This is a genomic window from Leclercia sp. UBA5958 (assembly GCF_002430365.1).
Lineage (GTDB): Bacteria > Pseudomonadota > Gammaproteobacteria > Enterobacterales > Enterobacteriaceae > Enterobacter > Enterobacter pneumoniae.
In genome coordinates this window covers 133075-158598 of sequence record NZ_DJCE01000008.1, presented here as the reverse complement: position 1 = coordinate 158598, position 25524 = coordinate 133075, and the positions used below count along the sequence as shown (strand labels likewise).

The 25524-nt window shown below is 51.1% G+C and carries 25 protein-coding genes, 2 tRNA genes and 1 other RNA gene; 15 read left to right on the top strand and 13 right to left on the bottom strand.

Annotation, left to right across the window (positions count from 1 at the left end):
• Positions 1–43 precede the first annotated feature (43 nt).
• Positions 44–487 (top strand): Lrp/AsnC family transcriptional regulator, encoded by a 444-nt coding sequence (locus B2Q93_RS13890; RefSeq protein ID WP_046885195.1) that lies wholly within the window; start codon positions 44–46, stop codon positions 485–487.
• A 60-nt stretch (positions 488–547) separates the two neighbouring features.
• Here the strand turns inward: B2Q93_RS13890 and B2Q93_RS13885 are convergent.
• The 5 genes from B2Q93_RS13885 to B2Q93_RS13865 all read right to left on the bottom strand — a co-directional run bounded on the left by B2Q93_RS13885 (position 548) and on the right by B2Q93_RS13865 (position 2431).
• Positions 548–632 (bottom strand) — tRNA-Tyr (locus tag B2Q93_RS13885).
• Between the two features lie 34 nt (positions 633–666).
• Positions 667–798: non-coding RNA, RtT sRNA (locus B2Q93_RS13880), on the bottom strand.
• A 43-nt stretch (positions 799–841) separates the two neighbouring features.
• Positions 842–926, bottom strand: a tRNA-Tyr gene (locus B2Q93_RS13875).
• Between the two features lie 156 nt (positions 927–1082).
• Positions 1083–1925, bottom strand: coding sequence for a formyltetrahydrofolate deformylase (purU, locus tag B2Q93_RS13870; protein ID WP_040075264.1), 843 nt, complete (start codon positions 1923–1925; stop codon positions 1083–1085).
• Between the two features lie 47 nt (positions 1926–1972).
• Positions 1973–2431 (bottom strand): YchJ family protein, encoded by a 459-nt coding sequence (locus B2Q93_RS13865; protein WP_072039561.1) that lies wholly within the window; start codon positions 2429–2431, stop codon positions 1973–1975.
• Between the two features lie 113 nt (positions 2432–2544).
• Between B2Q93_RS13865 and rssA the strand changes: the two genes are divergently transcribed.
• The 3 genes from rssA (at position 2545) to galU (ending at position 5662) form a co-directional block, all read left to right on the top strand.
• A complete protein-coding gene (gene rssA, locus B2Q93_RS13860; RefSeq protein WP_207291874.1) occupies positions 2545–3447 on the top strand; it encodes a patatin-like phospholipase RssA in 903 nt (300 codons plus the stop codon).
• Positions 3448–3540: 93 nt separating this feature from the next.
• Positions 3541–4554 carry a two-component system response regulator RssB gene (gene rssB / locus B2Q93_RS13855; RefSeq protein WP_040075267.1) on the top strand — a complete coding sequence of 338 codons (1014 nt, stop codon included), beginning with the start codon at positions 3541–3543 and terminating at the stop codon, positions 4552–4554.
• Positions 4555–4753: 199 nt separating this feature from the next.
• Positions 4754–5662, top strand: a complete 909-nt coding sequence (gene galU, locus B2Q93_RS13850) for a UTP--glucose-1-phosphate uridylyltransferase GalU (RefSeq protein ID WP_286933512.1) — start codon at positions 4754–4756, stop codon at positions 5660–5662.
• 165 nt (positions 5663–5827) lie between these two features.
• Here the strand turns inward: galU and hns are convergent, their stop codons facing one another.
• On the bottom strand, positions 5828–6241 hold the full coding sequence (hns, locus tag B2Q93_RS13845; protein ID WP_040075269.1) for a histone-like nucleoid-structuring protein H-NS: 414 nt from the start codon (positions 6239–6241) through the stop codon (positions 5828–5830).
• Between the two features lie 523 nt (positions 6242–6764).
• On the opposite strand from hns, the gene tdk reads away from it, so the two are divergent.
• Positions 6765–7379 (top strand): thymidine kinase, encoded by a 615-nt coding sequence (gene tdk / locus B2Q93_RS13840; protein WP_212475703.1) that lies wholly within the window; start codon positions 6765–6767, stop codon positions 7377–7379.
• A 74-nt stretch (positions 7380–7453) separates the two neighbouring features.
• On the opposite strand, the gene adhE is transcribed toward tdk, so the two are convergent.
• A complete protein-coding gene (gene adhE / locus B2Q93_RS13835; protein ID WP_046885197.1) occupies positions 7454–10129 on the bottom strand; it encodes a bifunctional acetaldehyde-CoA/alcohol dehydrogenase in 2676 nt (891 codons plus the stop codon).
• Positions 10130–10604: 475 nt separating this feature from the next.
• On the opposite strand from adhE, the gene B2Q93_RS13830 reads away from it, so the two are divergent.
• From B2Q93_RS13830 to oppF, 6 genes are all read left to right on the top strand, one after another.
• Positions 10605–11252 (top strand): YchE family NAAT transporter, encoded by a 648-nt coding sequence (locus B2Q93_RS13830; protein ID WP_046885198.1) that lies wholly within the window; start codon positions 10605–10607, stop codon positions 11250–11252.
• A 773-nt stretch (positions 11253–12025) separates the two neighbouring features.
• Entirely contained in the window at positions 12026–13657 is a 1632-nt protein-coding gene (gene oppA, locus B2Q93_RS13825; RefSeq protein WP_046885199.1) for an oligopeptide ABC transporter substrate-binding protein OppA, read from the top strand.
• An 85-nt stretch (positions 13658–13742) separates the two neighbouring features.
• On the top strand, positions 13743–14663 hold the full coding sequence (oppB, locus tag B2Q93_RS13820) for an oligopeptide ABC transporter permease OppB (protein ID WP_040075273.1): 921 nt from the start codon (positions 13743–13745) through the stop codon (positions 14661–14663).
• Positions 14664–14677: 14 nt separating this feature from the next.
• The gene (gene oppC / locus B2Q93_RS13815) at positions 14678–15586 is read left to right on the top strand and encodes an oligopeptide ABC transporter permease OppC (RefSeq protein ID WP_040075274.1); all 909 of its coding nucleotides are present in this window, start codon (positions 14678–14680) and stop codon (positions 15584–15586) included.
• An 11-nt stretch (positions 15587–15597) separates the two neighbouring features.
• On the top strand, positions 15598–16611 hold the full coding sequence (locus B2Q93_RS13810; protein ID WP_046885200.1) for an ABC transporter ATP-binding protein: 1014 nt from the start codon (positions 15598–15600) through the stop codon (positions 16609–16611).
• A complete protein-coding gene (oppF, locus tag B2Q93_RS13805; protein ID WP_040075276.1) occupies positions 16608–17612 on the top strand; it encodes a murein tripeptide/oligopeptide ABC transporter ATP-binding protein OppF in 1005 nt (334 codons plus the stop codon). Before B2Q93_RS13810 ends, oppF begins: the two co-directional genes overlap by 4 nt.
• A gap of 45 nt (positions 17613–17657) precedes the next feature.
• Here oppF and B2Q93_RS13800 read toward each other — a convergent pair whose 3' ends face one another.
• Together B2Q93_RS13800 and cls are read right to left on the bottom strand one after the other, a co-directional pair.
• Entirely contained in the window at positions 17658–17987 is a 330-nt protein-coding gene (locus tag B2Q93_RS13800) for an HI1450 family dsDNA-mimic protein (RefSeq protein WP_040075277.1), read from the bottom strand.
• Positions 17988–18020: 33 nt separating this feature from the next.
• The gene (cls, locus tag B2Q93_RS13795) at positions 18021–19481 is read right to left on the bottom strand and encodes a cardiolipin synthase (RefSeq protein ID WP_040075278.1); all 1461 of its coding nucleotides are present in this window, start codon (positions 19479–19481) and stop codon (positions 18021–18023) included.
• 141 nt (positions 19482–19622) lie between these two features.
• On the opposite strand from cls, the gene B2Q93_RS13790 reads away from it, so the two are divergent.
• The 3 genes from B2Q93_RS13790 (at position 19623) to leuE (ending at position 20780) form a co-directional block, all read left to right on the top strand.
• Positions 19623–19796 (top strand): YciY family protein, encoded by a 174-nt coding sequence (locus tag B2Q93_RS13790; RefSeq protein ID WP_154298803.1) that lies wholly within the window; start codon positions 19623–19625, stop codon positions 19794–19796.
• Positions 19797–19930: 134 nt separating this feature from the next.
• Complete coding sequence (locus B2Q93_RS21275; protein ID WP_212475710.1) at positions 19931–20062, top strand: KPN_01571 family protein; 132 nt, start codon at positions 19931–19933, stop codon at positions 20060–20062.
• An 82-nt stretch (positions 20063–20144) separates the two neighbouring features.
• Positions 20145–20780 (top strand): leucine efflux protein LeuE, encoded by a 636-nt coding sequence (leuE, locus tag B2Q93_RS13785; protein ID WP_040075279.1) that lies wholly within the window; start codon positions 20145–20147, stop codon positions 20778–20780.
• A 31-nt stretch (positions 20781–20811) separates the two neighbouring features.
• On the opposite strand, the gene B2Q93_RS13780 is transcribed toward leuE, so the two are convergent.
• Positions 20812–21108 (bottom strand): YciI family protein, encoded by a 297-nt coding sequence (locus tag B2Q93_RS13780; RefSeq protein ID WP_040075339.1) that lies wholly within the window; start codon positions 21106–21108, stop codon positions 20812–20814.
• Between the two features lie 221 nt (positions 21109–21329).
• On the opposite strand from B2Q93_RS13780, the gene tonB reads away from it, so the two are divergent.
• On the top strand, positions 21330–22055 hold the full coding sequence (gene tonB, locus B2Q93_RS13775) for a TonB system transport protein TonB (protein ID WP_040078476.1): 726 nt from the start codon (positions 21330–21332) through the stop codon (positions 22053–22055).
• A 38-nt stretch (positions 22056–22093) separates the two neighbouring features.
• Here the strand turns inward: tonB and yciA are convergent, their stop codons facing one another.
• The 3 genes from yciA to B2Q93_RS13760 all read right to left on the bottom strand — a co-directional run bounded on the left by yciA (position 22094) and on the right by B2Q93_RS13760 (position 25501).
• Positions 22094–22489, bottom strand: a complete 396-nt coding sequence (yciA, locus tag B2Q93_RS13770) for an acyl-CoA thioester hydrolase YciA (RefSeq protein ID WP_040075340.1) — start codon at positions 22487–22489, stop codon at positions 22094–22096.
• Positions 22490–22589: 100 nt separating this feature from the next.
• Positions 22590–24776, bottom strand: coding sequence for a TonB-dependent siderophore receptor (locus B2Q93_RS13765; protein ID WP_286933507.1), 2187 nt, complete (start codon positions 24774–24776; stop codon positions 22590–22592).
• Between the two features lie 185 nt (positions 24777–24961).
• A complete protein-coding gene (locus B2Q93_RS13760) occupies positions 24962–25501 on the bottom strand; it encodes a septation protein A (RefSeq protein WP_233804141.1) in 540 nt (179 codons plus the stop codon).
• Between the last annotated feature and the right edge of the window lie 23 nt (positions 25502–25524).

Below are 25524 nucleotides of genomic sequence, written 5' to 3'. Positions count from 1 at the left end.
AAGGCGAAATGGGTTAAATGCTTTTTTAAATAAGGTGAAACTTATGGAAAGCCTGCTTGATGAAATCGATCGGCAAATACTGGCCTGTCTGGTTGAAGATGCGCGCATGTCGTTAAAGGTGCTTAGCAGCCGGGTTGGACTGACATCGCCCAGCACGGCCGAACGTCTGAAGCGGCTCGAAGAGCGTGGCGTGATTCAGGGTTATGGCGCACGCGTGGATCTCGCGGCGTTGGGGTATACCTTGCAGGCGCTGGTGCGCGTGCGTCCATTGCCAGGGTTACTGCACAAGGTTGATAAATATATTCAGGCCATGCCTGAGTGCATTGAAAGCGATAAGGTCACGGGGGAGGATTGCTTTGTGATCAGGCTGGTGGTGCGCTCTATCGGTCAACTGGATACGCTGCTGGACGGTCTGGCTGAACATGCCCAGTGCAACACGTCAATTGTGAAGAGTTCGCCGGTAAAACGCCGGTTGCCGCCGATGTAACTGCAGCTGCTAATGGTGCATCAGTGAATTGAGAGAGTGTTTGTAGCGACAGGAAAGTGATGGTGGTGGGGGAAGGATTCGAACCTTCGAAGTCGATGACGGCAGATTTACAGTCTGCTCCCTTTGGCCGCTCGGGAACCCCACCAGGGGTAATACTATTTTGAGGTGCTGCGTGAAGATGGTGGTGGGGGAAGGATTATTCGTCGCTTCGCTCCTCACCCTTCGGGCCGTTGCTTTTTGCAACGTTCTCTCGCTTTCGCGAGAGTCGAACCTTAGTCGAAGGTTCTCACCCTTCCCGATAAGCGCAAACTTTACGTTAACTCACCGGTGTTACCACATTGCTGTGGTGAATAATGGTGGTGGGGGAAGGATTCGAACCTTCGAAGTCGATGACGGCAGATTTACAGTCTGCTCCCTTTGGCCGCTCGGGAACCCCACCACGGGGTAATGCTAATACTGGCCTGCTTCCTGTTGGAAGCGGGGCGCATCATATCAAATGAGACGCCCCTGTAAAGCATTCCTTTAGGTAAATGACGTTGTTTGCCTGCTTTTTATCCGTAAAGGTGCAAAGCTAATCAATTCATTTCCCAAAGGATTAAAGAATAATTGTTCTGTTCCCGTAGACGAACACACGCTGCGCCAGCACCTGATACAACGCGCGGCTTAAGACGTTTTTCTCAACATCGCGTCCGGCACGCATCATATCCTCTGCGGTATAGGTATGATTCACATGAATCACGTCCTGCATGATGATAGGACCCTCATCCAGGTTATCGTTCACGTAGTGTGCAGTGGCGCCAATGATTTTAACCCCACGCTCATAGGCCTGATGATAAGGGCGCGCGCCGATAAAGGCAGGCAGGAACGAGTGGTGAATATTGATAATCTTGTTCGGGAAACGCGCCACGAAAGAGGGGGTTAATACGCGCATATATTTCGCCAGAACCACGTAATCCGGGTTATAGGCATCAATGGCATCTGCCATTAACGCATCATGCTCTTCGCGGGTATGCCCCTCGTGGCTGACCAACTGGAAAGGAATATCAAAACGTTCAACCAGCGTGCGCAGGGTATCATGGTTGCCAATTACCGCAGCGATCTCCACATCCAGCCCGCCGTAGTTCGCTTTCATCAGCAGATCACCCAGACAATGCGCCTCTTTAGTGACCAGAATGACAATGCGACGACGACCCGCTGGGGTTAACTCGCGAACTGAACCTTCCGGCAACGCACCATCCAGATCTGCCAGCAGCGTGGCGTCGTTAAAAATCCCTTCCAGCTCGGTACGCATAAAGAAACGGCCGGTGCGATGATCAACAAACTCATTATTTTGCACAATATTCAGTTCGTGCTTGTAACAAATGTTGGTAATGCGGGCGATGAGACCTTTCTGGTCAGGACAAATAGTGCGCAAGACTTTGCGTTGAATTGATTGCATTGCCGGTAAATCCTGTTGATTGTTGGCTTGTTATAGGTGGCCAGGGACTACTGCCCGCAGCACTTTTTAAATTTTTTACCTGATCCGCAGGGGCAGGGGTCATTACGGCCAAACTGCGGACGAGTACCATCAATATAGTACCACTGTCCCCCTTCCTTTAAGAAACGGGAACGCTCGATAATCGCTCCGGCTTTTCCCTGCTCGGAAAATCGGGCGACAAAGCTGACAAAACCTTCGTTTTCGTCATGGCCTGTGGCCGTGTCAAAAAGGGTGAGGCCGCGCCATTCGGTATGAGCAAAACCGGCTTCAATCTCCTGGCGAAAAGTCTCAGCCTGACAGGATGGATGCCAGGTTTTTATCAGATAGTTTGCGTCACGGCTCACAAAAGCACTGTAACGTGAACGCATAAGGTGTGACGGATCAGGAGCAACCTGTTCACCAGAAAGATATCGCTGGCAACATAGGCTATACTCGAGAGCGCTACCACAGGGACAGAGTTGAGACACCATTCTCTTCCTGAAAGCTAAAATAACGGCGAAAACGCCAGGGTGGCACTATGTTAACTGAGCGGTTGCAATGACGCCATTGTCAGGAGTCCAGGGGACGCTAAACGGTAAGAATGAGAAAGGTTAAAATTGGACTGGCTTTAGGGTCGGGTGCGGCCCGGGGCTGGTCGCATATAGGTGTGATCAATGCCTTACAACGTCTTGGTATCGAAATTGATATAGTTGCAGGCTGTTCGATTGGTTCTCTGGTGGGTGCTGCGTACTCCTGTGGCAAATTACCCGAGCTGGAAACCTGGGTACGTTCTTTCAGTTACTGGGACGTGCTGCGCCTGATGGATCTCTCCTGGCAGCGTGGCGGGTTACTGCGCGGTGAACGTGTCTTCAACCACTACCGTCAGGTTATGCCGCTGAGCGACTTTGCCGATTGCCAACGGCCCTTCGGCGCCGTTGCCACCAACCTTAGCACCGGCCGGGAACTCTGGTTCACCGAAGGGGATATCCACCTTGCCGTGCGCGCCTCCTGCAGTATGCCGGGCTTAATGGCACCGGTCCCGCACAATGGTTACTGGCTGGTGGATGGCGGTGTCGTTAACCCCATTCCTATCTCCCTGACGCGCGCCATGGGCGCGGATATCGTTATTGCAGTTGATCTCCAGCATGATGCCCATCTTATGCAGCAAGACCTTATGCCAGTAAACACGCATTCTGATGAAACCAGTAGCGAGGAGCGAGTATGGCATGAACGCCTTCGTGAACGGTTAGGACGCTTTACAGCGCGTAAATTGGTTGCGGCACCTACGGCAATGGAAATTATGACGACCTCCATCCAGGTGCTAGAAAATCGCCTAAAACGCAACCGCATGGCGGGCGATCCACCTGATATTCTGATTCAACCTTTTTGTCCGCAAATCTCGACGCTCGATTTTCATCGGGCAGAAGCAGCCATTACGGCAGGCGTGCAAGCTGTCGAAAAGAAAATGGATGAATTGATACCTTTGGTGCGCACGACACACTGAGCGCCCCTTTTTTTGATTACTTCAGCAAAATCTGACAGGCGATAGTACCGATAGCGTGCCACTATTGATCTACTGTCAGCCCGGGGAGAAAACATGACGCAACCATTGGCCGGAAAACATATCCTGATTGTCGAAGACGAGCCCGTTTTCCGTTCACTGCTTGACTCCTGGCTCTCATCGTTAGGTGCAACAACTGCACTGGCCGGTGATGGTATCGACGCACTGGAAATTATGATGGGCATGAAGCCCGATCTGATGATCTGCGATCTCGCCATGCCGCGTATGAATGGCCTGGCGCTCGTCGAGCACCTCCGCAATGAAGGCGATCAGACGCCCGTGCTGGTGATTTCAGCCACCGAGAACATGGCTGACATCGCGAAAGCGCTTCGTCTGGGCGTGCAGGACGTACTGCTCAAACCAGTAAAAGATCTCAATCGTCTGCGGGAAACCGTCTTCGCCTGCCTTTATCCCAATATGTTCAATTCACGTGTGGAAGAGGAAGAACGTCTCTTCCAGGACTGGGATGCACTGGTCAATAACCCCCATGCGGCAGCGAAATTACTGAAAGAGTTACAGCCTCCGGTTCAGCAGACCATCGCCGAGTGCAAAGTTAATTATCGCCAACTGGTTGCTGCCGACAAGCCGGGACTGGTGCTGGATATTGCACCGTTATCGGATAACGATCTGGCATTTTATTGTCTGGATGTTACCCGCGCAGGGGATAATGGCGTCCTGGCCGCTTTATTGTTGCGCGCATTGTTTAACGGTTTATTGCAAGAACAGCTTTCTCATCAGCGGCAGCGGCTCCCCGAGTTGGGCAGCTTGCTTAAACAGGTTAATCAGCTGCTGCGTCAGGCAAATTTACCGGGACAATTCCCGTTGCTGGTGGGTTATTACCATAGCGGTTTAAAAAATTTGATTTTGGTCTCCGCTGGGCTTAATGCCACGCTTAATACTGGAGAACATCATATTCAGGTCAGTAACGGCGTCCCTTTAGGTACTTTAGGAAATACCTATCTAAACCAAATAAGTCACCGCTGCGCATCCTGGCAGTGTCAAATTTGGGGGGCAGGTGGCCGTTTACGCTTAATGTTGTCTACGGAATAAGCATTTGTAATATATCTCCACAGATAGCTTTACCGTCGTTTCAAGGGCAGTGCTACTATCACTGCCAGTTTCATTCGTATTTATCCTAATTAATCGGTAGCGCGTCCTTTTCAGACCCGGACTGGTAACTGAGACTGATATACTAAACGCGTTATTTATGCAGATAAGTTCAAAACTTGAACAGTTCAGGAGAGTTTCAATGGCTGCCCTAAATTCGAAAGTCACAAAGGCCGTTATCCCGGTTGCTGGGTTAGGAACCCGTATGCTGCCGGCAACGAAGGCAATTCCAAAAGAGATGCTGCCACTCGTTGATAAGCCATTAATCCAGTATGTGGTCAATGAATGTATTGCCGCTGGCATTACTGAAATTGTGCTGGTAACGCATTCATCCAAAAACTCTATCGAAAACCATTTCGATACCAGTTTTGAACTTGAAGCCATGCTGGAAAAACGTGTTAAGCGCCAGCTGCTGGAAGAAGTTCAGTCTATTTGCCCGCCTCACGTCACTATTATGCAGGTGCGTCAGGGTCTGGCAAAAGGTCTGGGTCATGCCGTACTGTGTGCACACCCGGTTGTAGGTAATGAACCTGTCGCGGTTATTCTGCCAGACGTTATCCTTGATGAATTTGAATCCGATCTTTCTCAGGATAACCTGGCTGAAATGATCAAACGTTTCGACGATACCGGCAGCAGCCAGATTATGGTTGAGCCTGTCGAAGACGTAACCGCATACGGCGTTGTAGACTGCAAAGGCATTACGCTGCAGCCAGGCGAGAGCGTACCTATGGTAGGCGTTGTAGAGAAGCCTAAAGCCGACGTAGCGCCGTCTAATCTGGCGGTGGTAGGGCGTTATGTCCTGAGTGCGGAAATCTGGCCGCTGCTGGCTAAAACCCCTCCAGGCGCCGGTGATGAAATTCAGCTGACCGACGGTATCGATATGCTGATCGAGAAAGAGACCGTTGAAGCTTACCATATGAAAGGTAAGAGCCATGACTGCGGTAATAAACTCGGTTACATGCAGGCGTTTGTAGAATATGGGATTCGTCACCAGTCACTGGGTGAAGAATTCAAGGGTTGGTTGAAAGAGACGCTGGGTATTAAAAACTAAGCTCGCTTTATCCACTCTGAAACCGGTGCCAGTCATGGCTCCGGTTTTTTTATGCCCACCAGGATGAGTCTTAATAAGACAATCTGTAACCTGATGTCTCTGTCAATAAAACAGGGGCATAAAAAAATCCCGCCTTAAGCGGGATTTTTTATAAAGCGTTCTGGATTATTCCTTGATCAGGAAGTCGTCCAGCTGTTTGCCTTGTTCATCCATGGCTTTCTTGATAACAGCTGGGGTACGGCCCTGGCCAGTCCAGGTTTTAGATTCGCCGTTCTCATCGATGTAGCTATATTTAGCCGGACGAGCTGCACGTTTAGCCTTGGTGCCAGATTTAGCCGCAGCCATGCTGTTCAGTAATTCGTTAGGATCAATACCATCAGCAATCAGCATTTCGCGATATTGTTGCAGTTTACGAGTACGCTCTTCGATTTCTGCAGCAGCAGCATTTTCTTCTTCACGACGCTCATTAACTACGACTTCTAATTTTTCCAGCATTTCTTCAAGCGTTTCAAGTGTGCATTCTCTTGACTGCGCGCGAAGAGTACGGATGTTGTTCAGAATTTTAAGTGCTTCGCTCATTGTAGTAATCTCAAACTTATATTGTGGGGTTTGTTGAGGTAATAATAGAGGCATAAATTGATATGTGCAATAGGGCAGAATGTAAGGAATTCAAAAAATAGCCAATATCTGACGATATTATTAAATACGCTAACTTAAATTTACTCAGTTGAAAGCGACGTTAGTTATCAAAAGATGCGGATTTAACCTGACGGTAATCGCTTTCTTTTGTGACGGTTCCCACAGCATTATAGTTTCCAGGGATAAATATCAACCATTTGTATTAGCGCGTTATAGACAGTAATCCTTAGGAATTCTTAATTAATTTCGGATTTTTTCTGCATTACATTAAGCAATAAATAACTGCATTTTCCAGAACTTACAGTGGTTCTTGTTACATGCCATTCGCTTTATTTTAGATTTTAATAGCAACTCCATCGCGGCGCGGCTATGCCGCCTGTTGCAAGGCCAGACGGATGCCCCGACAAAATATGGTACAATGCCGCATCGGGAATAATACACATTCATTAGGGTTTTACGGCCAATGGCACAACTGTATTTTTACTATTCAGCAATGAACGCCGGTAAGTCGACGGCGCTGCTGCAATCCTCCTACAATTACCAGGAACGCGGGATGCGGACTGTCGTCTATACCGCTGAGATTGACGATCGCTTTGGCAGCGGTAAAGTCAGTTCACGAATTGGACTCTCTTCTCCCGCCCGGCTTTATAACCCGCAGACCTGCCTGCTGGAGGATATCCGCGCCGAACATGCGCGTCAGCCCATCCACTGCGTGCTGGTCGATGAGAGCCAATTTTTAACCCGTCAGCAGGTTCATGAACTTTCAGAAGTGGTCGATGAACTGGATATTCCCGTGCTCTGTTATGGCCTGCGTACGGATTTTCGTGGGGAGTTGTTTATTGGCAGCCAGTATTTGTTGGCATGGTCAGATAAACTGGTGGAATTGAAAACCATCTGTTTCTGCGGACGTAAGGCGAGCATGGTGCTGCGTCTGGATCAGCATGGTAAACCTTATGCAGAAGGGGAGCAGGTGGTAATAGGGGGGAACGAACGTTACGTATCGGTCTGCCGCAAGCATTATAAGGATGCGCTGGTAGTAGGCTCCCTGACCGCAATACAAGAAGCCTACCGCCGTTAATACTTAATCAATTCTCAGTTAACCCCATATATAAAAAAACCCGCCAGAAGGCGGGTTTTTTGTTGGGCCGTTAATTAAGCGCTTTTCTTCGCTTTCTTATCGGCCTTGACTGGCATTTCAACTTTAGGCGCAGCAGTTTCACCTTCGGTGTATTCGCGGCCATAGTAAGTATCCAGCAGAATCTGTTTCAGCTCAGCGATCAGCGGGTAACGCGGGTTAGCGCCAGTACACTGGTCATCGAAAGCATCTTCAGACAGTTTATCCACGTGAGCCAGGAAGTCAGCTTCCTGAACACCGGCTTCGCGGATAGATTTAGGGATACCCAGCTCAGCTTTGATGCTGTCGAGCCATGCCAGCAGTTTCTCGATCTTCGCGGCAGTGCGGTCGCCCGGTGCGCTCAGACCCAGATGGTCTGCAATTTCAGCGTAACGACGACGCGCTTGTGGGCGGTCGTACTGGCTGAATGCAGTCTGCTTGGTTGGGTTGTCATTGGCGTTATAGCGGATAACGTTGCCAATCAGCAGGGCGTTCGCCAGACCGTGAGGAATGTGGAACTGAGAGCCCAGTTTGTGCGCCATAGAGTGGCAAACACCCAGGAAGGCGTTAGCAAACGCGATACCGGCGATGGTTGCTGCACTGTGGACACGCTCGCGCGCTACCGGGTTTTTAGACCCTTCGTTATACGAGGCTGGCAGGTTCTCTTTCAGCAGTTTCAGAGCCTGCAAGGCCTGACCGTCGGAGAACTCGGAAGCCAGTACGGAGACGTATGCTTCCAGAGCGTGAGTGACCGCATCCAGACCGCCGAATGCGCAGAGCGATTTCGGCATGTCCATCACCAGGTTGGCGTCAACAATTGCCATATCCGGAGTCAGGGCATAGTCAGCCAGTGGGTATTTTTGACCAGTTGCATCGTCGGTAACAACCGCAAACGGAGTCACTTCTGAACCGGTACCGGACGTGGTGGTTACCGCGATCATTTTCGCTTTCACGCCCATTTTCGGGAACTTGTAGATACGTTTACGGATATCCATAAAGCGCAGCGCCAGTTCTTCAAAGTGGGTTTCAGGATGCTCGTACATCACCCACATGATTTTTGCTGCGTCCATCGGGGAACCGCCGCCCAGCGCGATAATCACGTCTGGTTTGAAGGAGTTGGCCAGTTCAGCACCTTTACGAACCACGCTCAGCGTTGGATCCGCTTCAACTTCGAAGAACACTTCCGTTTCAACGCCGGACGCTTTCAGTACCGAGGTAATCTGGTCTGCATAGCCGTTGTTGAACAGGAAACGGTCAGTCACGATGAGCGCACGTTTGTGGCCATCAGTAATCACTTCATCCAGCGCGATTGGCAGTGAGCCACGACGGAAGTAGATAGATTTCGGAAGTTTATGCCACAACATGTTCTCAGCTCGCTTAGCAACGGTTTTCTTGTTGATCAGGTGCTTAGGACCAACGTTTTCAGAGATGGAGTTACCACCCCAGGAACCACAACCCAGAGTCAGGGAAGGCGCGAGTTTGAAGTTATACAGGTCACCGATACCACCCTGAGAAGCTGGGGTGTTGATCAGGATACGTGCGGTTTTCATCTTCTGACCGAAGTGAGCAACACGTTCTGGCTGGTTATCCTGGTCGGTGTACAGGCAAGAGGTATGACCGATACCGCCCATTGCCACCAGTTTCTCTGCTTTTTCTACCGCGTCGTCGAAATCTTTTGCGCGGTACATGGCAAGAGTAGGGGAAAGTTTTTCGTGCGCAAATGGCTCGCTTTCATCAACAACCGTGACTTCACCAATCAAAATCTTGGTAGAAGCAGGAACGGTAAAGCCTGCCAGTTCAGCAATTTTATACGCTGGCTGACCTACGATAGCCGCATTCAGCGCGCCATTTTTCAGAATGATGTCCTGAACGGCTTTCAGCTCTTTACCCTGCAGCATGTAGCCGCCGTGGCTGGCAAAACGTTCGCGAACGGCATCGTATACTGAATCAACAACAACCACAGACTGTTCAGACGCACAGATAACACCGTTATCGAAGGTTTTAGACATCAGTACAGATGCCACAGCACGTTTGATATCCGCTGTTTCGTCGATAACGACCGGGGTATTACCAGCACCTACACCGATGGCAGGTTTACCAGAGCTGTAAGCGGCTTTAACCATACCTGGACCACCGGTCGCGAGGATCAGGTTAATGTCCGGGTGGTGCATCAGCGCGTTGGACAGTTCAACAGAAGGCTGATCGATCCATCCGATTAAATCTTTCGGTGCACCCGCTGCGATAGCGGCCTGCAGTACGATATCTGCAGCTTTATTGGTCGCATCTTTAGCACGCGGATGTGGAGAGAAGATAATTGCGTTACGGGTCTTCAGGCTGATGAGCGATTTGAAGATAGCGGTAGAGGTTGGGTTGGTGGTTGGAACGATACCGCAAATGATGCCGATAGGTTCTGCGATAGTGATAGTGCCGAAGGTATCATCTTCAGACAGCACCCCGCAGGTTTTCTCATCTTTATAGGCGTTGTAGATATACTCTGAAGCGAAGTGGTTTTTAATCACTTTATCTTCAACGATACCCATACCGGATTCGGCAACGGCCATTTTAGCGAGAGGGATTCGAGCATCTGCAGCAGCCAGAGCGGCGGCGCGGAAGATTTTATCAACCTGTTCTTGGGTGAAATTGGCATATTCACGCTGGGCTTTTTTTACGCGCTCTACAAGTGCGTTAAGTTCAGCGACATTAGTAACAGCCATAATGCTCTCCTGATAAAGTTAAACTCTTTTAGTAAATCAGCTGCTCGACACGACAAACAGTATAGACAGTGCGCAAGTGACTTGCTTAACTCACATTGAAATCAATGGTTTATCTTGTTTATGCAACCACTGACTTACTAAAAGAGCCTCCTTTCAACACCTTATTGAGTAGTATTGAAACTCCCTGGTGGCGTAATCAAGATTACTCACTTCTGAGTACGAAAATCATGATCCAAATCAATTTATCCATAAGCTGATACCTTTCAGCAGGGGCATTTCGTGTGATTTCATCAGGTGTTAATGAGTTCTGTAAATTATTGAACCATAATAACTCATTCAGTATACAAATATTTTACATTCCCAAATGCAGGGATTAAGCAATATTGTGATGAAGTCTGGGTCTAAAAAGCGTATCTTCAGCGCGGTTATTATTCCCACCCTTATTTATCAGGCACGCGTTTTACCGGAGCTAACAGTGGATCTATCGCTCTTTGATTTCCAAACCTATTTTAAATTTTTTATTGGTCTTTTCGCGTTAGTTAACCCGGTCGGTATCATTCCCGTGTTTATCAGCATGACCAGCTACCAGTCGGCCGTGGCGAGGAACAAAACTAACCTCACCGCAAACTTGTCGGTGGCGATCATCCTGCTGACCTCGCTCTATCTTGGCGATTCCATATTGCAGATTTTCGGCATCTCCATCGATTCGTTCAGGATCGCCGGGGGGATTCTGGTGGTTACCATTGCGATGTCGATGATCAGCGGCAAGCTCGGGGAAGATAAGCAGAACAAACAAGAGAAATCAGAAACCGCAATACGCGAAAGTATTGGCGTGGTGCCGCTGGCGCTGCCCTTAATGGCGGGGCCTGGGGCAATCAGTTCAACGATAGTCTGGGGAACCCGATACCATAACTGGATGCACTTAATCGGCTTTTCCCTCGCCATTGCGCTGTTTGCGTTATGTTGTTGGGGCGTCTTCCGCATGGCACCCTGGCTGGTTCGTCTGCTGGGCCAGACCGGTATTAACGTGATCACCCGTATAATGGGGTTATTGTTAATGGCTCTGGGTATTGAATTTATTGTCACCGGAATTAAGTCGATATTCCCAGGACTCTTGTCATAACTATTTCATACGAAAGAGCGGAGCAAATGGCTTCGCTTTTTTTCATCATTATTAGTAAATCCTATAATAAAAGTTGAAAATTTCATGAAAGATAAGAACTTCCACTCATCATTTTGTTCCCTTAACTTTCAATAGTTTGGCTATACATCCTCACTTCTGAAGCTCACATTGCACGCAACCAGCCTGTTATTTTACTCACACCATACTCTGGGGCTTGCTGAGGGATTAATGAAATGATATTAGTAATTTGATGATTCATGTAGATGAATGTGCTAAAAAATAGACAGTTGTTAATTTTTTGTACAGATTGCCTCTCACCTCTGGATTCGTAACGATCGGGGTGCATCATCATTCTTTATCCCATTGAAAGTTGGCATTATTTGTCTGGTTTCGATGCGCGGCAGGGTAGCCCACAAAGCGTCATTATCTTTCGTAAAAGAGAATTGCTTAACAAATTTGCAAAATGTATTGGCACCGGTTACAGCCATTTGGTACTTTCCGGCCTTATAATTTCAGCAGATATCACGAAGATGAGAATCATTTGTATTTGAGGTTTTCGTTTTCACAAAAAAATACATCTCTCTGACAGGAGAGGGGTGTGAAAAATCGACATAAGGTGGTCGAACGAACCACCGGTAATAGTAAAGTCGGTGATAGCAGGCAGTAAAAACACCTGACAGCCACATAAACTCCTGGGTTGTCAGGAAACCCCAACAGGGGAATTAAACAGGCTGGTAAAAACCAGTAATTATAATGAGTGGAGTACCAACACAATGTCCATCATCACAAAAAAAAGTCTGGTAGCGGCGGGAATTTTGACTGCGCTAATCGCAGGCAACGTTGCAATGGCTGCAGACGTTCCTGCTGGAGTTCAACTGGCGGAAAAACAGACGCTGGTGCGTAACAACGGTGCCGAGGTTCAGTCTTTGGATCCGCACAAAATTGAAGGTGTACCTGAGTCCAACGTTAACCGCGATCTCTTCGAAGGTCTGCTGGTCTCTGATGTAAACGGCCACCCGGTAGCGGGTGTGGCTGAAAAATGGGAAAATAAAGACGGTAAAGTCTGGACCTTCCATCTGCGTAAAGATGCGAAATGGTCAGATGGCTCTCCTGTTACCGCACACGATTTCGTCTATAGCTGGCAGCGCCTGGCAGATCCAAACACTGCCTCTCCGTATGCGAGCTATCTGCAGTACGGTCATATTGCCAACATTGATGACATCATCACTGGCAAAAAACCGGTCACCGATCTGGGCGTTAAGGCGCTTGATGATAATACTTTCGAAGTGACCCTGAGCGAGCCGGTTCCGTACTTCTACAAACTTCTGGTTCACCCGTCCGTCTCCCCGGTTCCAAAAGCTGCGGTTGAGAAATTTGGTGATAAGTGGACTCAGCCAGCAAATATCGTGACCAACGGCGCCTATAAGCTGAAAGACTGGGTTGTTAACGAACGTATCGACCTGGTGCGTAACACTAACTACTGGGATAACGCCAAGACCGTTATTAACCAGGTAACTTACCTGCCAATCTCTTCAGAAGTGACTGACGTTAACCGCTATCGCAGCGGTGAAATAGACATGACCTATAACAACATGCCGATCGAACTGTTCCAGAAACTGAAGAAAGAGATCCCGGCTGAAGTCCATGTTGACCCGTATCTGTGTACTTACTATTACGAAATCAACAACCAGAAAGCGCCGTTCAATGACGTTCGTGTTCGTACCGCACTGAAACTGGCGCTGGATCGCGACATCATCGTTAACAAGGTGAAAAACCAGGGCGATCTGCCGGCATACAGCTACACCCCTCCGTATACTGATGGCGCGAAACTGACTCAGCCTGAGTGGTTTGGCTGGTCTCAGGAAAAACGTAACGAAGAAGCGAAGAAACTGCTGGCCGAAGCGGGCTTTACCGCTGACAAGCCGTTGTCCTTCAGCCTGCTGTACAACACTTCTGACCTGCACAAGAAACTGGCTATCGCCGTCTCTTCCATCTGGAAAAAGAACCTGGGTGCGAACGTGAAGCTGGAAAACCAGGAGTGGAAAACCTTCCTGGATAGCCGCCATCAGGGCACCTTCGATGTGGCGCGTGCTGGCTGGTGTGCAGACTACAACGAACCGACTTCCTTCCTGAACACAATGCTGAGCGACAGCTCGAACAACACGGCGCACTATAAGAGCCCAGCGTTCGACAAGCTGATTGGCGATACGCTGAAAGCGACTGACGAAGCCCAGCGTTCCGAGCTCTACTCCAAAGCTGAACAGCAACTGGATAAAGACTCCGCGATTGTGCCGGTCTACTACTACGTGAACGCCCGTCTGGTGAAACCGTGGGTAGGTGGATATACCGGTAAAGACCCGATGGATAATATCTACGTTAAAAACTTGTATATTATCAAGCATTAATGGCAATAAGTGGGGCGGGCAACGCTCGCCCCACTGTGTCTAATCATCGTGACACTATATAGGCACACGCCAGAAGGTACGGGCAATGTTGAAATTTATCCTACGTCGCTGTCTTGAAGCGATTCCAACACTATTTATTCTTATTACGATCTCCTTCTTTATGATGCGTCTCGCGCCGGGGAGTCCATTTACCGGTGAACGTACATTACCTCCAGAGGTAATGGCCAATATCGAGGCGAAATATCATTTAAACGATCCGATCTCCACCCAGTACTTCAATTATTTGAAGCAGCTGGCGCACGGCGATTTTGGACCGTCATTTAAATATAAAGACTATTCCGTAAACGATCTGGTGGCCTCGAGCTTCCCCGTTTCGGCTAAATTAGGCGCTGCAGCATTCTTGCTGGCTCTGGTTCTCGGCGTCACTGCCGGCGTCATCGCCGCGCTTAAACAAAACTCAAAATGGGATTATGCAGTAATGGGGGTGGCAATGACCGGGGTCGTCATACCGAGCTTTGTCGTGGCGCCGTTACTGGTCATGATATTCGCTATCACGCTGAAATGGCTGCCCGGCGGCGGCTGGAACGGCGGGGCACTGAAATTCATGATTTTGCCAATGGTGGCGTTGTCACTAGCTTATATCGCCAGTATTGCGCGTATCACCCGTGGTTCAATGATTGAAGTTCTGCACTCTAACTTCATCCGTACTGCGCGTGCGAAAGGGCTGCCAATGCGTCGGATCATTTTCCGTCACGCTTTGAAACCTGCGCTGTTGCCCGTGCTCTCCTACTTAGGTCCGGCATTTGTCGGCATTATTACCGGCTCAATGGTTATCGAAACCATTTATGGTCTGCCGGGTATCGGCCAGCTGTTTGTTAACGGTGCGCTTAACCGTGACTACTCGCTGGTGCTGAGCCTGACCATTCTCGTCGGTGCGCTGACTATTCTCTTTAACGCGATCGTCGATGTGCTCTATGCCGTTATCGATCCGAAAATTCGCTACTGATCCTGGAGCTCGCGATGATGTTAAGTAAGAAAAATAGCGAGGCGCTGGAAAACTTCAGTGAAAAGCTGGAAGTAGAAGGACGCAGCCTGTGGCAGGATGCTCGCCGTCGCTTTATGCACAACCGCGCGGCGGTTGCCAGTCTGATTGTGCTGGTGCTCATTGCCCTGTTCGTCACGCTGGCGCCGATGCTGTCGCAATTCACCTATTTCGATACCGACTGGGGCATGATGTCCAGCGCCCCTGATGCGGAATCGGGCCACTATTTTGGTACCGACTCCTCCGGACGAGATTTGCTGGTGCGCGTAGCCATCGGGGGGCGTATCTCGCTGATGGTGGGTATTGCCGCAGCCTTCGTCGCGGTGATCCTCGGTACCCTGTACGGTTCACTTTCTGGCTATCTTGGCGGAAAAGTGGACTCGGTAATGATGCGTCTGCTGGAAATTCTTAACTCCTTCCCGTTTATGTTCTTCGTGATCCTGCTGGTGACCTTCTTTGGTCAGAACATCCTGCTGATCTTCGTGGCGATCGGGATGGTGTCATGGCTGGACATGGCGCGTATTGTGCGTGGTCAGACCCTGAGCCTGAAGCGTAAAGAGTTCATCGAAGCGGCCCAGGTTGGCGGTGTTTCTACCGGCAACATCGTGGTGCGCCACATTGTGCCGAACGTGCTCGGCGTGGTGGTGGTGTACGCCTCGCTGCTGGTGCCAAGCATGATTCTGTTCGAATCTTTCCTGAGCTTCCTCGGCCTGGGTACCCAGGAGCCGCTTAGCAGCTGGGGCGCGTTGCTTAGCGATGGCGCCAACTCCATGGAGGTTTCACCGTGGCTGCTGCTGTTCCCGGCTGGTTTCCTGGTCGTGACGCTGTTTTGTTTCAACTTTATCGGCGATGGCCTGCGTGATGCCCTCGATCCGAAAGACCGCTAAGGAGCGCCGTGATGACAATTATTGAAACGGCATCTGCCCCCATTGCACAGCAGCAGGATAACGCGCTGCTGGACGTCAAAGATCTGCGCGTCACCTTCAAAACGCCTGATGGCGATGTGACTGCGGTAAACGATCTCAATTTCAGCCTGCGCGCCGGTGAGACGCTGGGCATCGTAGGTGAGTCGGGTTCCGGTAAGTCCCAGACGGCATTTGCGCTGATGGGCCTGTTGGCGGCGAACGGCGTTATTGGCGGTTCTGCTAAATTCAACGGCCGGGAGATCCTGAATTTGCCTGAGCAGGAGCTGAACAAGCTCCGTGCCGAGCAGATTTCGATGATTTTCCAGGATCCGATGACCTCCCTGAACCCTTACATGCGTGTGGGCGAGCAGCTGATGGAAGTCCTGATGCTGCACAAAGGGATGGGCAAAGCCGAAGCGTTTGAAGAGTCCGTCAAAATGCTTGATGCGGTGAAAATGCCCGAAGCACGTAAGCGTATGCGCATGTTCCCGCACGAGTTCTCTGGCGGGATGCGTCAGCGTGTGATGATCGCTATGGCACTTCTCTGCCGGCCTAAGCTGCTGATTGCCGATGAACCGACAACGGCCCTGGACGTGACCGTGCAGGCGCAGATCATGACCCTGTTGAATGAACTGAAGCGTGAGTTCAATACCGCGATCATTATGATCACCCACGACCTGGGGGTTGTGGCAGGTATTTGCGATAAGGTGCTGGTGATGTATGCCGGCCGTACCATGGAGTATGGCAAAGCGCGCGATGTCTTCTATCAACCCGCGCACCCTTACTCTATCGGTCTGTTGAATGCTGTACCACGTCTCGATGCAGAGGGTGAATCTCTGTTAACCATCCCGGGCAACCCGCCAAACCTGCTGCGCTTGCCGAAAGGGTGTCCGTTCCAGCCGCGCTGCCCGCATGCGATGGAGATCTGTAACAGCGCTCCACCGCTGGTGGAATTTGCACCAGGCCGCCTACGCGCCTGCTTTAAGCCGTACGAGGAGCTGGTATGAACGCTATCGACGAAAAAAGAAACGTATTGCTCGAAATCGCCGATCTGAAGGTGCATTTCGACATCAAGGATGGCAAGCAGTGGTTCTGGCAGCCACCAAAAACGCTGAAAGCGGTAGATGGCGTCACGCTGCGTCTGTATGAAGGCGAAACCCTGGGCGTGGTAGGGGAGTCGGGCTGCGGTAAATCGACGTTCGCCCGTGCCATCATTGGCCTGGTGAAAGCTACCGACGGCAAGGTTGCCTGGCTGGGTAAAGATCTGCTGGGAATGAAGCCGGAAGAGTGGCGCAATGTGCGCAGCGATATCCAGATGATTTTCCAGGATCCGCTGGCCTCGCTGAACCCGCGTATGACCATCGGCGAAATCATCGCTGAGCCGCTGCGTACTTATCATCCAAAAATGCCGCGCACCGAAGTGCGTGACCGCGTAAAAGCGATGATGATGAAAGTAGGGCTACTGCCAAACCTGATCAACCGCTACCCGCATGAGTTTTCTGGCGGCCAGTGTCAGCGTATCGGGATTGCCCGTGCGCTGATCCTTGAGCCGAAGCTGATTATCTGTGATGAACCGGTGTCGGCGCTGGACGTCTCTATTCAGGCGCAGGTGGTTAACCTGCTGCAAAAACTGCAGCGCGAGATGGGGCTGTCGTTGATCTTCATTGCCCACGACCTGGCGGTGGTGAAGCACATCTCTGACCGCGTTCTGGTGATGTATTTAGGCCACGCCGTTGAGCTGGGCACCTACGATGAGGTGTACCACAATCCGCTGCACCCTTACACCAAAGCGCTGATGTCGGCGGTGCCGGTACCCGATCCGGATCTGGAGAAGAACAAAAGTATTCAGTTGCTGGAAGGTGAACTGCCATCCCCGATTAATCCGCCGTCTGGCTGCGTGTTCCGTACGCGCTGTCCGATAGCGGGGCCGGAGTGTGCTAAAACGCGCCCGGTGCTGGAAGGGAGCTTCCGCCACGCGGTCTCTTGTCTGAAGGTTGACCCGCTCTAAGCGAACACCATCAATAAAAAAGGCTGCTATCGCAGCCTTTTTCTTTTATTCGCGCCAGAGAATGTGGCAAAGCTTATGGTCTTTTTCCCGACACAGCAGAACGCGGGCAAAAATATCGTTAATTTCGCCGCCGTCTTCGTCCGCCAGGCCAATCACCACTTCGGCGAAGAAGTCCGGGTTGAGGTCGTAATCGACATGCTCGGCCCAGTCTTCTGACGGATCAAACAGCTCTGCGCCGCCGCGCTCTTCGAACTGCAGATTGAAAAGAATAACGTCTGCGGGATCGAGGTTATCAACCGCCAGTTCGAGAAAAATATCGTAAGCCTGCTCGAGCGTTTCGTCTTCGGTCAGGCGATTGTTCAGATCCATTTCCATGATGACTACCTGTTTAACATCGTTGGGCACGTTTTACAGCAACGGACTAAAGAAGTAAAACAGTCGTTCGGCAATTCGCTGCCACAGCGGACGTTTCATCCACAGGCGCGCATCCAGCAGGCGAGAGCGGGAGATGTAGTCGTCCTGGACAGCCGCCAGATCGCCGCCAAATCCGGCGTCATCGATGACCAGCGTGATTTCAAAATTGAGCCACAGACTGCGCATATCGAGGTTCACCGTCCCCACCAGGCTCAGTTCGCCATCGACCAGGACGCTCTTGGTATGCAGTAAGCCGCCTTCAAACTGATAGATTTTCACCCCGGCGGCCAGCAGTTCGCTGAAGAAGGCGCGGCTGGCCCAGCCCACCAGAACCGAATCGTTTCTCCGCGGCAGAATAATGCTCACATCAACCCCGCGCTGCGCTGCGGTACAGATGGCATGCAGCAGGTCGTCGCTCGGCACGAAGTAGGGCGTCGTCATAATCAGGTACTCACGCGCCGAGTAGGCGGCGGTAAGCAGGGCCTGATGAATCAGATCTTCCGGGAAGCCGGGGCCGGAGGCGATGGTGTGAATGGTGTGCCCGCTGGCCTCTTCGAACGGCATGATATTGCCATCTGGCGGCGGGGGCAGAATACGTTTACCGGTTTCGATTTCCCAGTCACAAGAGTAGACAATCCCCATGGCCGTGGAGACGGGGCCTTCCATACGCGCCATCAAATCAACCCACTGGCCGACACCCGCGTCCTGTTTAAAGAAGCGGGGATCAACCATATTCATGCTGCCGGTATAGGCGATGTAATTATCGATCAGCACCATTTTTCGATGCTGGCGAAGGTCCATGCGGCGTAAGAACACACGTAGCAGGTTAACTTTCAACGCCTCCACAACTTCGATGCCGGCATTGCGCATCATCGCAGCCCAGGGGCTACGGAAGAAGGCGACGCTGCCTGCGGAGTCGAGCATCAGGCGGCAGTGGATGCCTCGACGGGCCGCGGCCATCAGCGACTCCGCCACCTGGTCGGCCATACCGCCGGGTTGCCAGATATAGAAGACCATTTCGATGTTGTGCCGGGCGAGCTGAATGTCTCTGATTAGCGCGTTCATGACATCGTCGGAAGAGGTTAGCAGCTGCAGCTGATTGCCCTTGACGCCGGCGATCCCCTGGCGACGTTCGCACAATTTAAACAGGGACGACGCCACGTCACTGTTGGTTTCGGCAAAGATATGATTGCAGGCTTTAAGGTCGTTCAGCCATTTTGCCGTCGAGGGCCACATGGCACGGGCACGCTCGGCGCGACGCTTCCCCAGGTGCAGCTCCCCGACGGAGAGATAAGCGATAATCCCCACCAGAGGCAGAATATAGATAATCAACAGCCAGGCCATCGCGGACGGCACGGCGCGGCGCTTCATCAGTATGCGCAGCGTTACCCCGGCTATCACCAGCCAGTATCCCAGAATGACCAGCCAACTCACCACGGTGTAGAAGGTCGTCATAAAAAAAATCCTTTTGAAAGCGTATTGTTATGAGTTTACGCATCAGGATTTTTCTGGCAAATAAAAACGGCAGATAAAAGCGCTGGTTTGCGTCTGGTAAGGGTCTATAATGGCGCCTCTGTTAAGGCAAGAGTTGTAAACATGAAGCGCAGTAAAACTGAAGTAGGGCGCTGGCGCATGTTGCGACAAAGCAGCCGCCGCAAGTCGCGGTGGCTGGAAGCACAATCCCGCCGCAATATGCGTATCCACGCCATCAGGAAATGCAGTGTGAACCGCCAACGAAATTCGTTGTTGTTCGCCGTTCAGATTCAGTGAACGATACCAGGGCACCCTCTGCGGTGCCCGATGTTCTCTTCATCCTTTAAGTTTTCCCACCGTTTCGCTTAATCGGGTTAATTTCCTTGCCCGCTGCTGTATGATATAGCCCCCGTATCGCAGATATAACAACAATGAATCCATTTCTCTGGGTAATTATTGCGTTATTTATCGTGGATGCGTTGAGGGAATATACACAACAGCCATCTTTACCGGCCTTTATTGACTATATTTTGACCCTCTCGGCGCATTGCATGACGATATAAGCGCGTTGTTAAAAAACGTCTCTTCGTCAGTCAGGTGTCACCCGGAGATAGCCGGGTTATGCAATTTCAACAGGAGTGAAAGGTGTTTGCTGAATTTGGTGTGGTGAATTTTTGGACTTATGTCGTCGGTGCGATTTTTATCGTACTGGTGCCCGGGCCTAATACGCTGTTTGTGTTGAAAACCGGAATTGGGCACGGTGTGAAGAAGGGATACCTTGCGGCAAGTGGCGTTTTTATTGGTGATGCGGTACTGATGTTCCTCGCCTGGGCGGGCGTGGCAGCCTTGATTCAGACGACCCCGGTTCTCTTTAACGTGGTTCGCTATCTGGGCGCTTTTTATTTATTGTGGCTCGGTGGAAAAATCCTCTGGTCAGTTATTACGCATAAGCAGCAGGGCGAATCCGGCGGCGCGGAGCCGGCAAAAATGATCATGAAACGCTCGCTGGTGTTGAGTATGACCAACCCGAAAGCGATTCTGTTTTATGTCTCCTTCTTTGTGCAGTTTATTGATGTCAACGCCAAACATACCGGCGTCTCTTTTATGATTCTGGCACTGACGCTGGAGCTGATTAGCTTTATTTATATGAGCTTTTTGATCTTCTCAGGGGCATTTGTCACCCGTTATCTGAAAACCAAAAAGAAACTGGCCAAACTGGGCAACGGTTTAATCGGGCTGTTGTTTGTAGGTTTTGCCGCCAGGCTGGCATCGCTGCAGTGATTCAAGGCTCCCTCGGGAGCCTTGACTACTTTTAGAAGACTTTCTTGTAAGGCGTTACCGCGACCTTTTGATACACTCCTGCCGCAACGTAGGGATCCGCCTCCGCCCAGGCTTTGGCGGCCTCCAGCGACTCGAATTCCGCAATGACCGTTGAACCCGTAAATCCTGCAGCGCCCGGATCGTTACTATCAACAGCCGGCAGTGGACCCGCAGTCAGCAATCTGCCCTCATCGTGCAGCAGTTGCAAACGGGCCAGATGGGCAGGGCGGACGGAAAGACGTTTTTCCAGGGAATCAGCAATATCTTCAGCGTAAATCACGTAAAGCACGGTGGAGCTCCTGAAGCGATAAAAGAGTTAATTACGTTAAGTGAAACGTCATATGACTGCAATGTAAAGATATAGACAATGTTAAAACCGTAACAAACGCGTGCCTTTTTTCAGCGTCAGTGGGCTTAAATCGCCTGAAGATGAACTGGCTTATTGAATATGATTGCTATTTGCATTTAAAATCGAGGTCTGGTTTTTTAACTGAAACGATTATGACTTCAATGACCCTTGATTTACCTCGCCGCTTTCCCTGGCCGACATTGCTGTCAGTCGGTATTCACGGAGCCGTCGTGGCGGGTCTGCTATACACATCGGTACATCAGGTTATTGAAATGCCAGCGCCTGCGCAGCCTATTTCCGTGACCATGGTTACGCCTGCAGAGCTGGAGCCTGTCCAGGTTGCGCCCCCGCCACCGGAACCTGTTGTTGAGCCAGAACCCGAACCGGAACCCATTCCGGAGCCACCTAAAGAAGCACCGGTGGTGATCCATAAACCCGAGCCGAAGCCTAAACCCAAGCCGAAGCCAAAGCCGAAACCGGTGAAGAAGGTCGAAGAGCGTCCGAAACGTGAAGAACGTCCGGTTGAGCCACGTACCGCGCCGTTGCAGAATACGGCCCCATCGCGTCCGTTAGTCAGTAACACGCCGAGCACCGCGAAGCCGGTAGTGACTGCGCCTTCAGGGCCGCGCGCTTTGAGCCGTAATCAGCCGCAATATCCGGCACGCGCACAGGCGTTGCGTATTGAAGGCCGCGTTCGCGTGAAATTCGACGTTACGCCTGACGGGCGTGTTGAAAATGTGCAGGTGCTTTCCGCCCAGCCATCAAATATGTTCGAGCGCGAAGTGAAAAACGCGATGCGCAAATGGCGTTACGAAGCGGGCAAACCGGGCAGCGGTTTAATTGTCAATATTGTCTTCCGCCTGAACGGCGGTGCGACGATGGAATAAAAAAAGCCTCCTTACGGAGGCTTTTTTTTGTCTGTTCGTTAGATCTTCGGCAAAGGACGCGGTTTCCCGTCGTTGTCTACGGCCACATAAATAAACAGCGCCTCGGTCGCTTTATAACGCTGACCAATCGGCTCGGAAGAGACTTTCTTCACCCACACTTCAATATTGATCGAAACTGAGGTATTACCCCGCTTCACGCAGCGCGCGTAACAGCACACCACGTCACCGACGGCGACCGGGCGCAGAAAGGTCATGCCGTCGACTCTGACCGTCACCACGCGGCCATGGGCAATCTCTTTCGCGAGAATTGCACCACCCATATCCATCTGCGACATCAGCCAGCCGCCAAAAATATCGCCATTCGCATTGGTATCTGCGGGCATGGCGAGTGTGCGTAAAACCAGTTCGCCCTGTGGGGCGTTCGTTGTTGTCATTATGTACTCTACTCATTACGGAGGACTTCAGGCGGGATGCTACTATGATTTCCGGCAGAGGAGAATAGAAGAAAACGCCCGCGATGCGGGCGCTCAAAAGTTAGAAGGACATGGTCACGCCTGCAAAATAAGCGCGTCCTGGTTCGTTGTAGGTAGAGGCGCCGTCGTTCTCACGGTAAATCTGCTTATCGAAGAGATTATTGATTCCTGCATTCAGGCGCAGGTTTTTCGTCAGCTGATAATTACCGCTAATGCCAACAATAGAATAAGCACCGATCTCTTTATTCGACATGGCATTCGCTTCGTTGCGGATCTCCGCATTGTCGCGCGGTTTTTGGCGCCCATACTGGGTCCAGCTCACGTTAGCCGTTAGCTTACTGTTCACCTGCCAGTCGATCATGGAGTTGATTGTATATTTCGGGATAATCGACAGCGGGTTGCCGGTCTTTTTATCCTCAGATTTAATCATATAGGTTGCATTGGTACGCCAGCTCAGCGTATCGGCGATGAGCGGCACCAGCAAGTTGCCCTCCACCCCTTCAACTACCGCCTTGCCGCCGTTTTGCCATTGAAGAATGTTATTGCCGTTCGAGGCATGACCCAACACCTCAGTTCCCGATACGATTTTATTTTTATAATCATTTCGGAACCAGGTTATCCCGACATCATAGCCGTTGTGGTTAAACTCGAGACCCATCTCTTTATTGATGCTGATCTCCGGGTCCAGGTCAGGGTTGCCCAGCAGGTAGCAGCTGCCGGAAGTGACGTTCACCGGGCAACCATTACCGCGCGTTGAGAGCAGATACCCCTCGCTGGACTGATACAGGTTCGGCGCTTTGAAGACCCTCGCAATACCTGCTTTCAGTTTTAACATGTCGCCCAGCTCCTGCTGCATGTTCAGGCTTGGGCTCCAGTTGCTGCCAAACTCGTTGTGGTAATCGAAACGCAAGCCGGGGATCAGGTTGGTGCCAGGACGGGCTTCGATGTTGTCTTCAAGGTAGAGTCCTGTAAGGTCCGCACTGTTTTTACTGCTGCGGCCTGAGGCATCACCTGTAACGCCGCCAGTCACCACGCCCGCATTGTTGGTGGCCTGCATGGAGGCCGGATCATTCAGCTCATCACGGTTCCACTCCGCACCCAGCGTCAGGGTCTGGTCTACCAGCCAGTACAGTGGCACGTTCAGCTCGCCGCTCGCGCGGTAAGACTCCAGACGGCTGGTGTTGTACTCATCGCTGTTGATCATCCCCTCAACTTTGCCGGTGGAACCTTCTCCCAGACGGGTATTATTGGTTTTTTCATAATTCAACGCGAGCTTCGACTGGCCCCAGACCCAGATGCCGTTATGGGTTAATCCCCAGCTTTGCCGATACATCCGGTTGGTTTCATCCCCATAGAGCGAATCAACCAGCCCGCCGGGACTAACATTACTGTTGCTGTACTGCGTATCGCCAGCGTAAATATTCCCCTGGCGGCTGTAACTATAATCAAAATCGATGATCTGCTGTGGGGTAACTTTCCACGAGAGCAGGGCGTTAATGTCTTTGTTACGCACCCCTTCACGCCCCGCGGCGTAAGAGCCATTCTGCGCGGTATTGATGTCCGCGGCGTCAGCATCGGTCTTGTTGATGTTGCCATACAGGCGCATGGTCAGGGCATCGCCCGCCAGTGGGCCGCTAAGATTGAAGTTGGCCCTTTTGGTCGCCCCTTCTTTGTCGTTTTCGGGCTGGTTAGTGAAGAGAGACAGCGAGCCGTGCCAGTCATTAGTGGGTCGTTTAGTGATGATGTTAACCACACCCCCTGCGGCACCAGAACCATACCGCGCCGCGGCAGGGCCACGCAGCACCTCGATGCGTTCCACCATTTCTGCGGGCACCCAGTTAGTATCGCCACGGGTATCGCGCTCACCGCGCCAGCTATAGCGTACCGCGTTGCGGGAGGTGACAGGGACGCCATCAATCAGGATCAGGGTATTTTCTGGGCCCATCCCGCGAATATCGATCTGGCGGTTGTTACCACGACTGCCGCTGGCACTGTTACCGGTTAGATTAACGCCAGGCATCTTACGGATAATTTCAGAGAGATCGTTTACCGGTGGTTCTTTGGCGATATCGTCTGCAGTAATGATTGATACACCTGGTTGCTGCTTAAGCGCTTCTTCTGCAGTCGCCTGCACGACCAGAGTTTCACCATCGTTAATGATGTCGTCGGCTGCCTGAGCGTAGTGACTTAATGCTGCGGTAATGGCTAATGCCAGAGGGGCAAAGACGGGAATTGTTTTTATCTTCATCAACACATGTCCATTTGTTAAAAATGCGATGAAGAATAATAATGACAATCATTCTCATTACAAGTCGTGAGGGCAATCTTCATAATTTCCTCAAGATTCAGCCATTTTTGAACTAAACCAGGGAGTAACAAGGAGATTTGTGACAGGGGGGAAAGGCCGGGCTGGTGGACAGCCCGGTACAGAAATTACTGTTTTTCGTCTTGCGGCATATGGCGATAAATATAGACACCGCTCAACAGCGTAAAAATCAGCGTCAGCGCGGTAAGACCAAAGACTTTGAAGTTCACCCAGATATTTTGCGGCAACCAGAAAGCGATATAGATATTCGCCAGCCCACAAAGAATAAAGAACACCGCCCAGGCGATATTCAGGCGTGACCAGACCTCCTGCGGCAGCGCCAGTTCTTTACCCAGCATGCGCTGGATCAGCGGCTTCTTCATGACAAACTGGCTAACCAGCAGTGCGCCAGCGAACAGACCGTAAATGACCGTCACCTTCCATTTAATAAACTCGTCGTTATGGAAGAAGACCGTCAGACCACCAAACACGGCGACCAGGATGAAAGTGATGAGTGCCATCTTCTCTACTTTGCGATAGCGCACCCAACTGTAGATAAGCACAACAGCGGTAGCAACAATCAACGCCGTGGTAGCGGCATAGATGTCGTAGAGCTTATAGAACGCAAAAAAGACAATCAGCGGTAAAAAATCAAGAAACTGCTTCATTCTTCGATTCCATTATCTGCGAC

Excerpts from the sequence above, each read along its gene's own strand:
- oppB (WP_040075273.1), top strand. The coding sequence starts at position 13,743 with ATGTTGAAATTTATCCTACGTCGCTGTCTTGAAGCGATTCCAACACTA.
- yciA (WP_040075340.1), bottom strand. The coding sequence starts at position 22,489 with ATGACAACAACGAACGCCCCACAGGGCGAACTGGTTTTACGCACACTC.
- B2Q93_RS13790 (WP_154298803.1), top strand. The coding sequence starts at position 19,623 with ATGAAGCGCAGTAAAACTGAAGTAGGGCGCTGGCGCATGTTGCGACAA.
- B2Q93_RS13760 (WP_233804141.1), bottom strand. The coding sequence starts at position 25,501 with ATGAAGCAGTTTCTTGATTTTTTACCGCTGATTGTCTTTTTTGCGTTC.
- B2Q93_RS13800 (WP_040075277.1), bottom strand. The coding sequence starts at position 17,987 with ATGGAAATGGATCTGAACAATCGCCTGACCGAAGACGAAACGCTCGAG.
- tdk (WP_212475703.1), top strand. The coding sequence starts at position 6,765 with ATGGCACAACTGTATTTTTACTATTCAGCAATGAACGCCGGTAAGTCG.
- oppF (WP_040075276.1), top strand. The coding sequence starts at position 16,608 with ATGAACGCTATCGACGAAAAAAGAAACGTATTGCTCGAAATCGCCGAT.
- rssB (WP_040075267.1), top strand. The coding sequence starts at position 3,541 with ATGACGCAACCATTGGCCGGAAAACATATCCTGATTGTCGAAGACGAG.
- oppA (WP_046885199.1), top strand. The coding sequence starts at position 12,026 with ATGTCCATCATCACAAAAAAAAGTCTGGTAGCGGCGGGAATTTTGACT.
- B2Q93_RS13890 (WP_046885195.1), top strand. The coding sequence starts at position 44 with ATGGAAAGCCTGCTTGATGAAATCGATCGGCAAATACTGGCCTGTCTG.
- oppC (WP_040075274.1), top strand. The coding sequence starts at position 14,678 with ATGATGTTAAGTAAGAAAAATAGCGAGGCGCTGGAAAACTTCAGTGAA.
- B2Q93_RS13765 (WP_286933507.1), bottom strand. The coding sequence starts at position 24,776 with ATGAAGATAAAAACAATTCCCGTCTTTGCCCCTCTGGCATTAGCCATT.
- rssA (WP_207291874.1), top strand. The coding sequence starts at position 2,545 with ATGAGAAAGGTTAAAATTGGACTGGCTTTAGGGTCGGGTGCGGCCCGG.
- tonB (WP_040078476.1), top strand. The coding sequence starts at position 21,330 with ATGACCCTTGATTTACCTCGCCGCTTTCCCTGGCCGACATTGCTGTCA.
- purU (WP_040075264.1), bottom strand. The coding sequence starts at position 1,925 with ATGCAATCAATTCAACGCAAAGTCTTGCGCACTATTTGTCCTGACCAG.
- B2Q93_RS21275 (WP_212475710.1), top strand. The coding sequence starts at position 19,931 with ATGAATCCATTTCTCTGGGTAATTATTGCGTTATTTATCGTGGATGCG.
- adhE (WP_046885197.1), bottom strand. The coding sequence starts at position 10,129 with ATGGCTGTTACTAATGTCGCTGAACTTAACGCACTTGTAGAGCGCGTA.
- galU (WP_286933512.1), top strand. The coding sequence starts at position 4,754 with ATGGCTGCCCTAAATTCGAAAGTCACAAAGGCCGTTATCCCGGTTGCT.
- cls (WP_040075278.1), bottom strand. The coding sequence starts at position 19,481 with ATGACGACCTTCTACACCGTGGTGAGTTGGCTGGTCATTCTGGGATAC.
- hns (WP_040075269.1), bottom strand. The coding sequence starts at position 6,241 with ATGAGCGAAGCACTTAAAATTCTGAACAACATCCGTACTCTTCGCGCG.
- B2Q93_RS13810 (WP_046885200.1), top strand. The coding sequence starts at position 15,598 with ATGACAATTATTGAAACGGCATCTGCCCCCATTGCACAGCAGCAGGAT.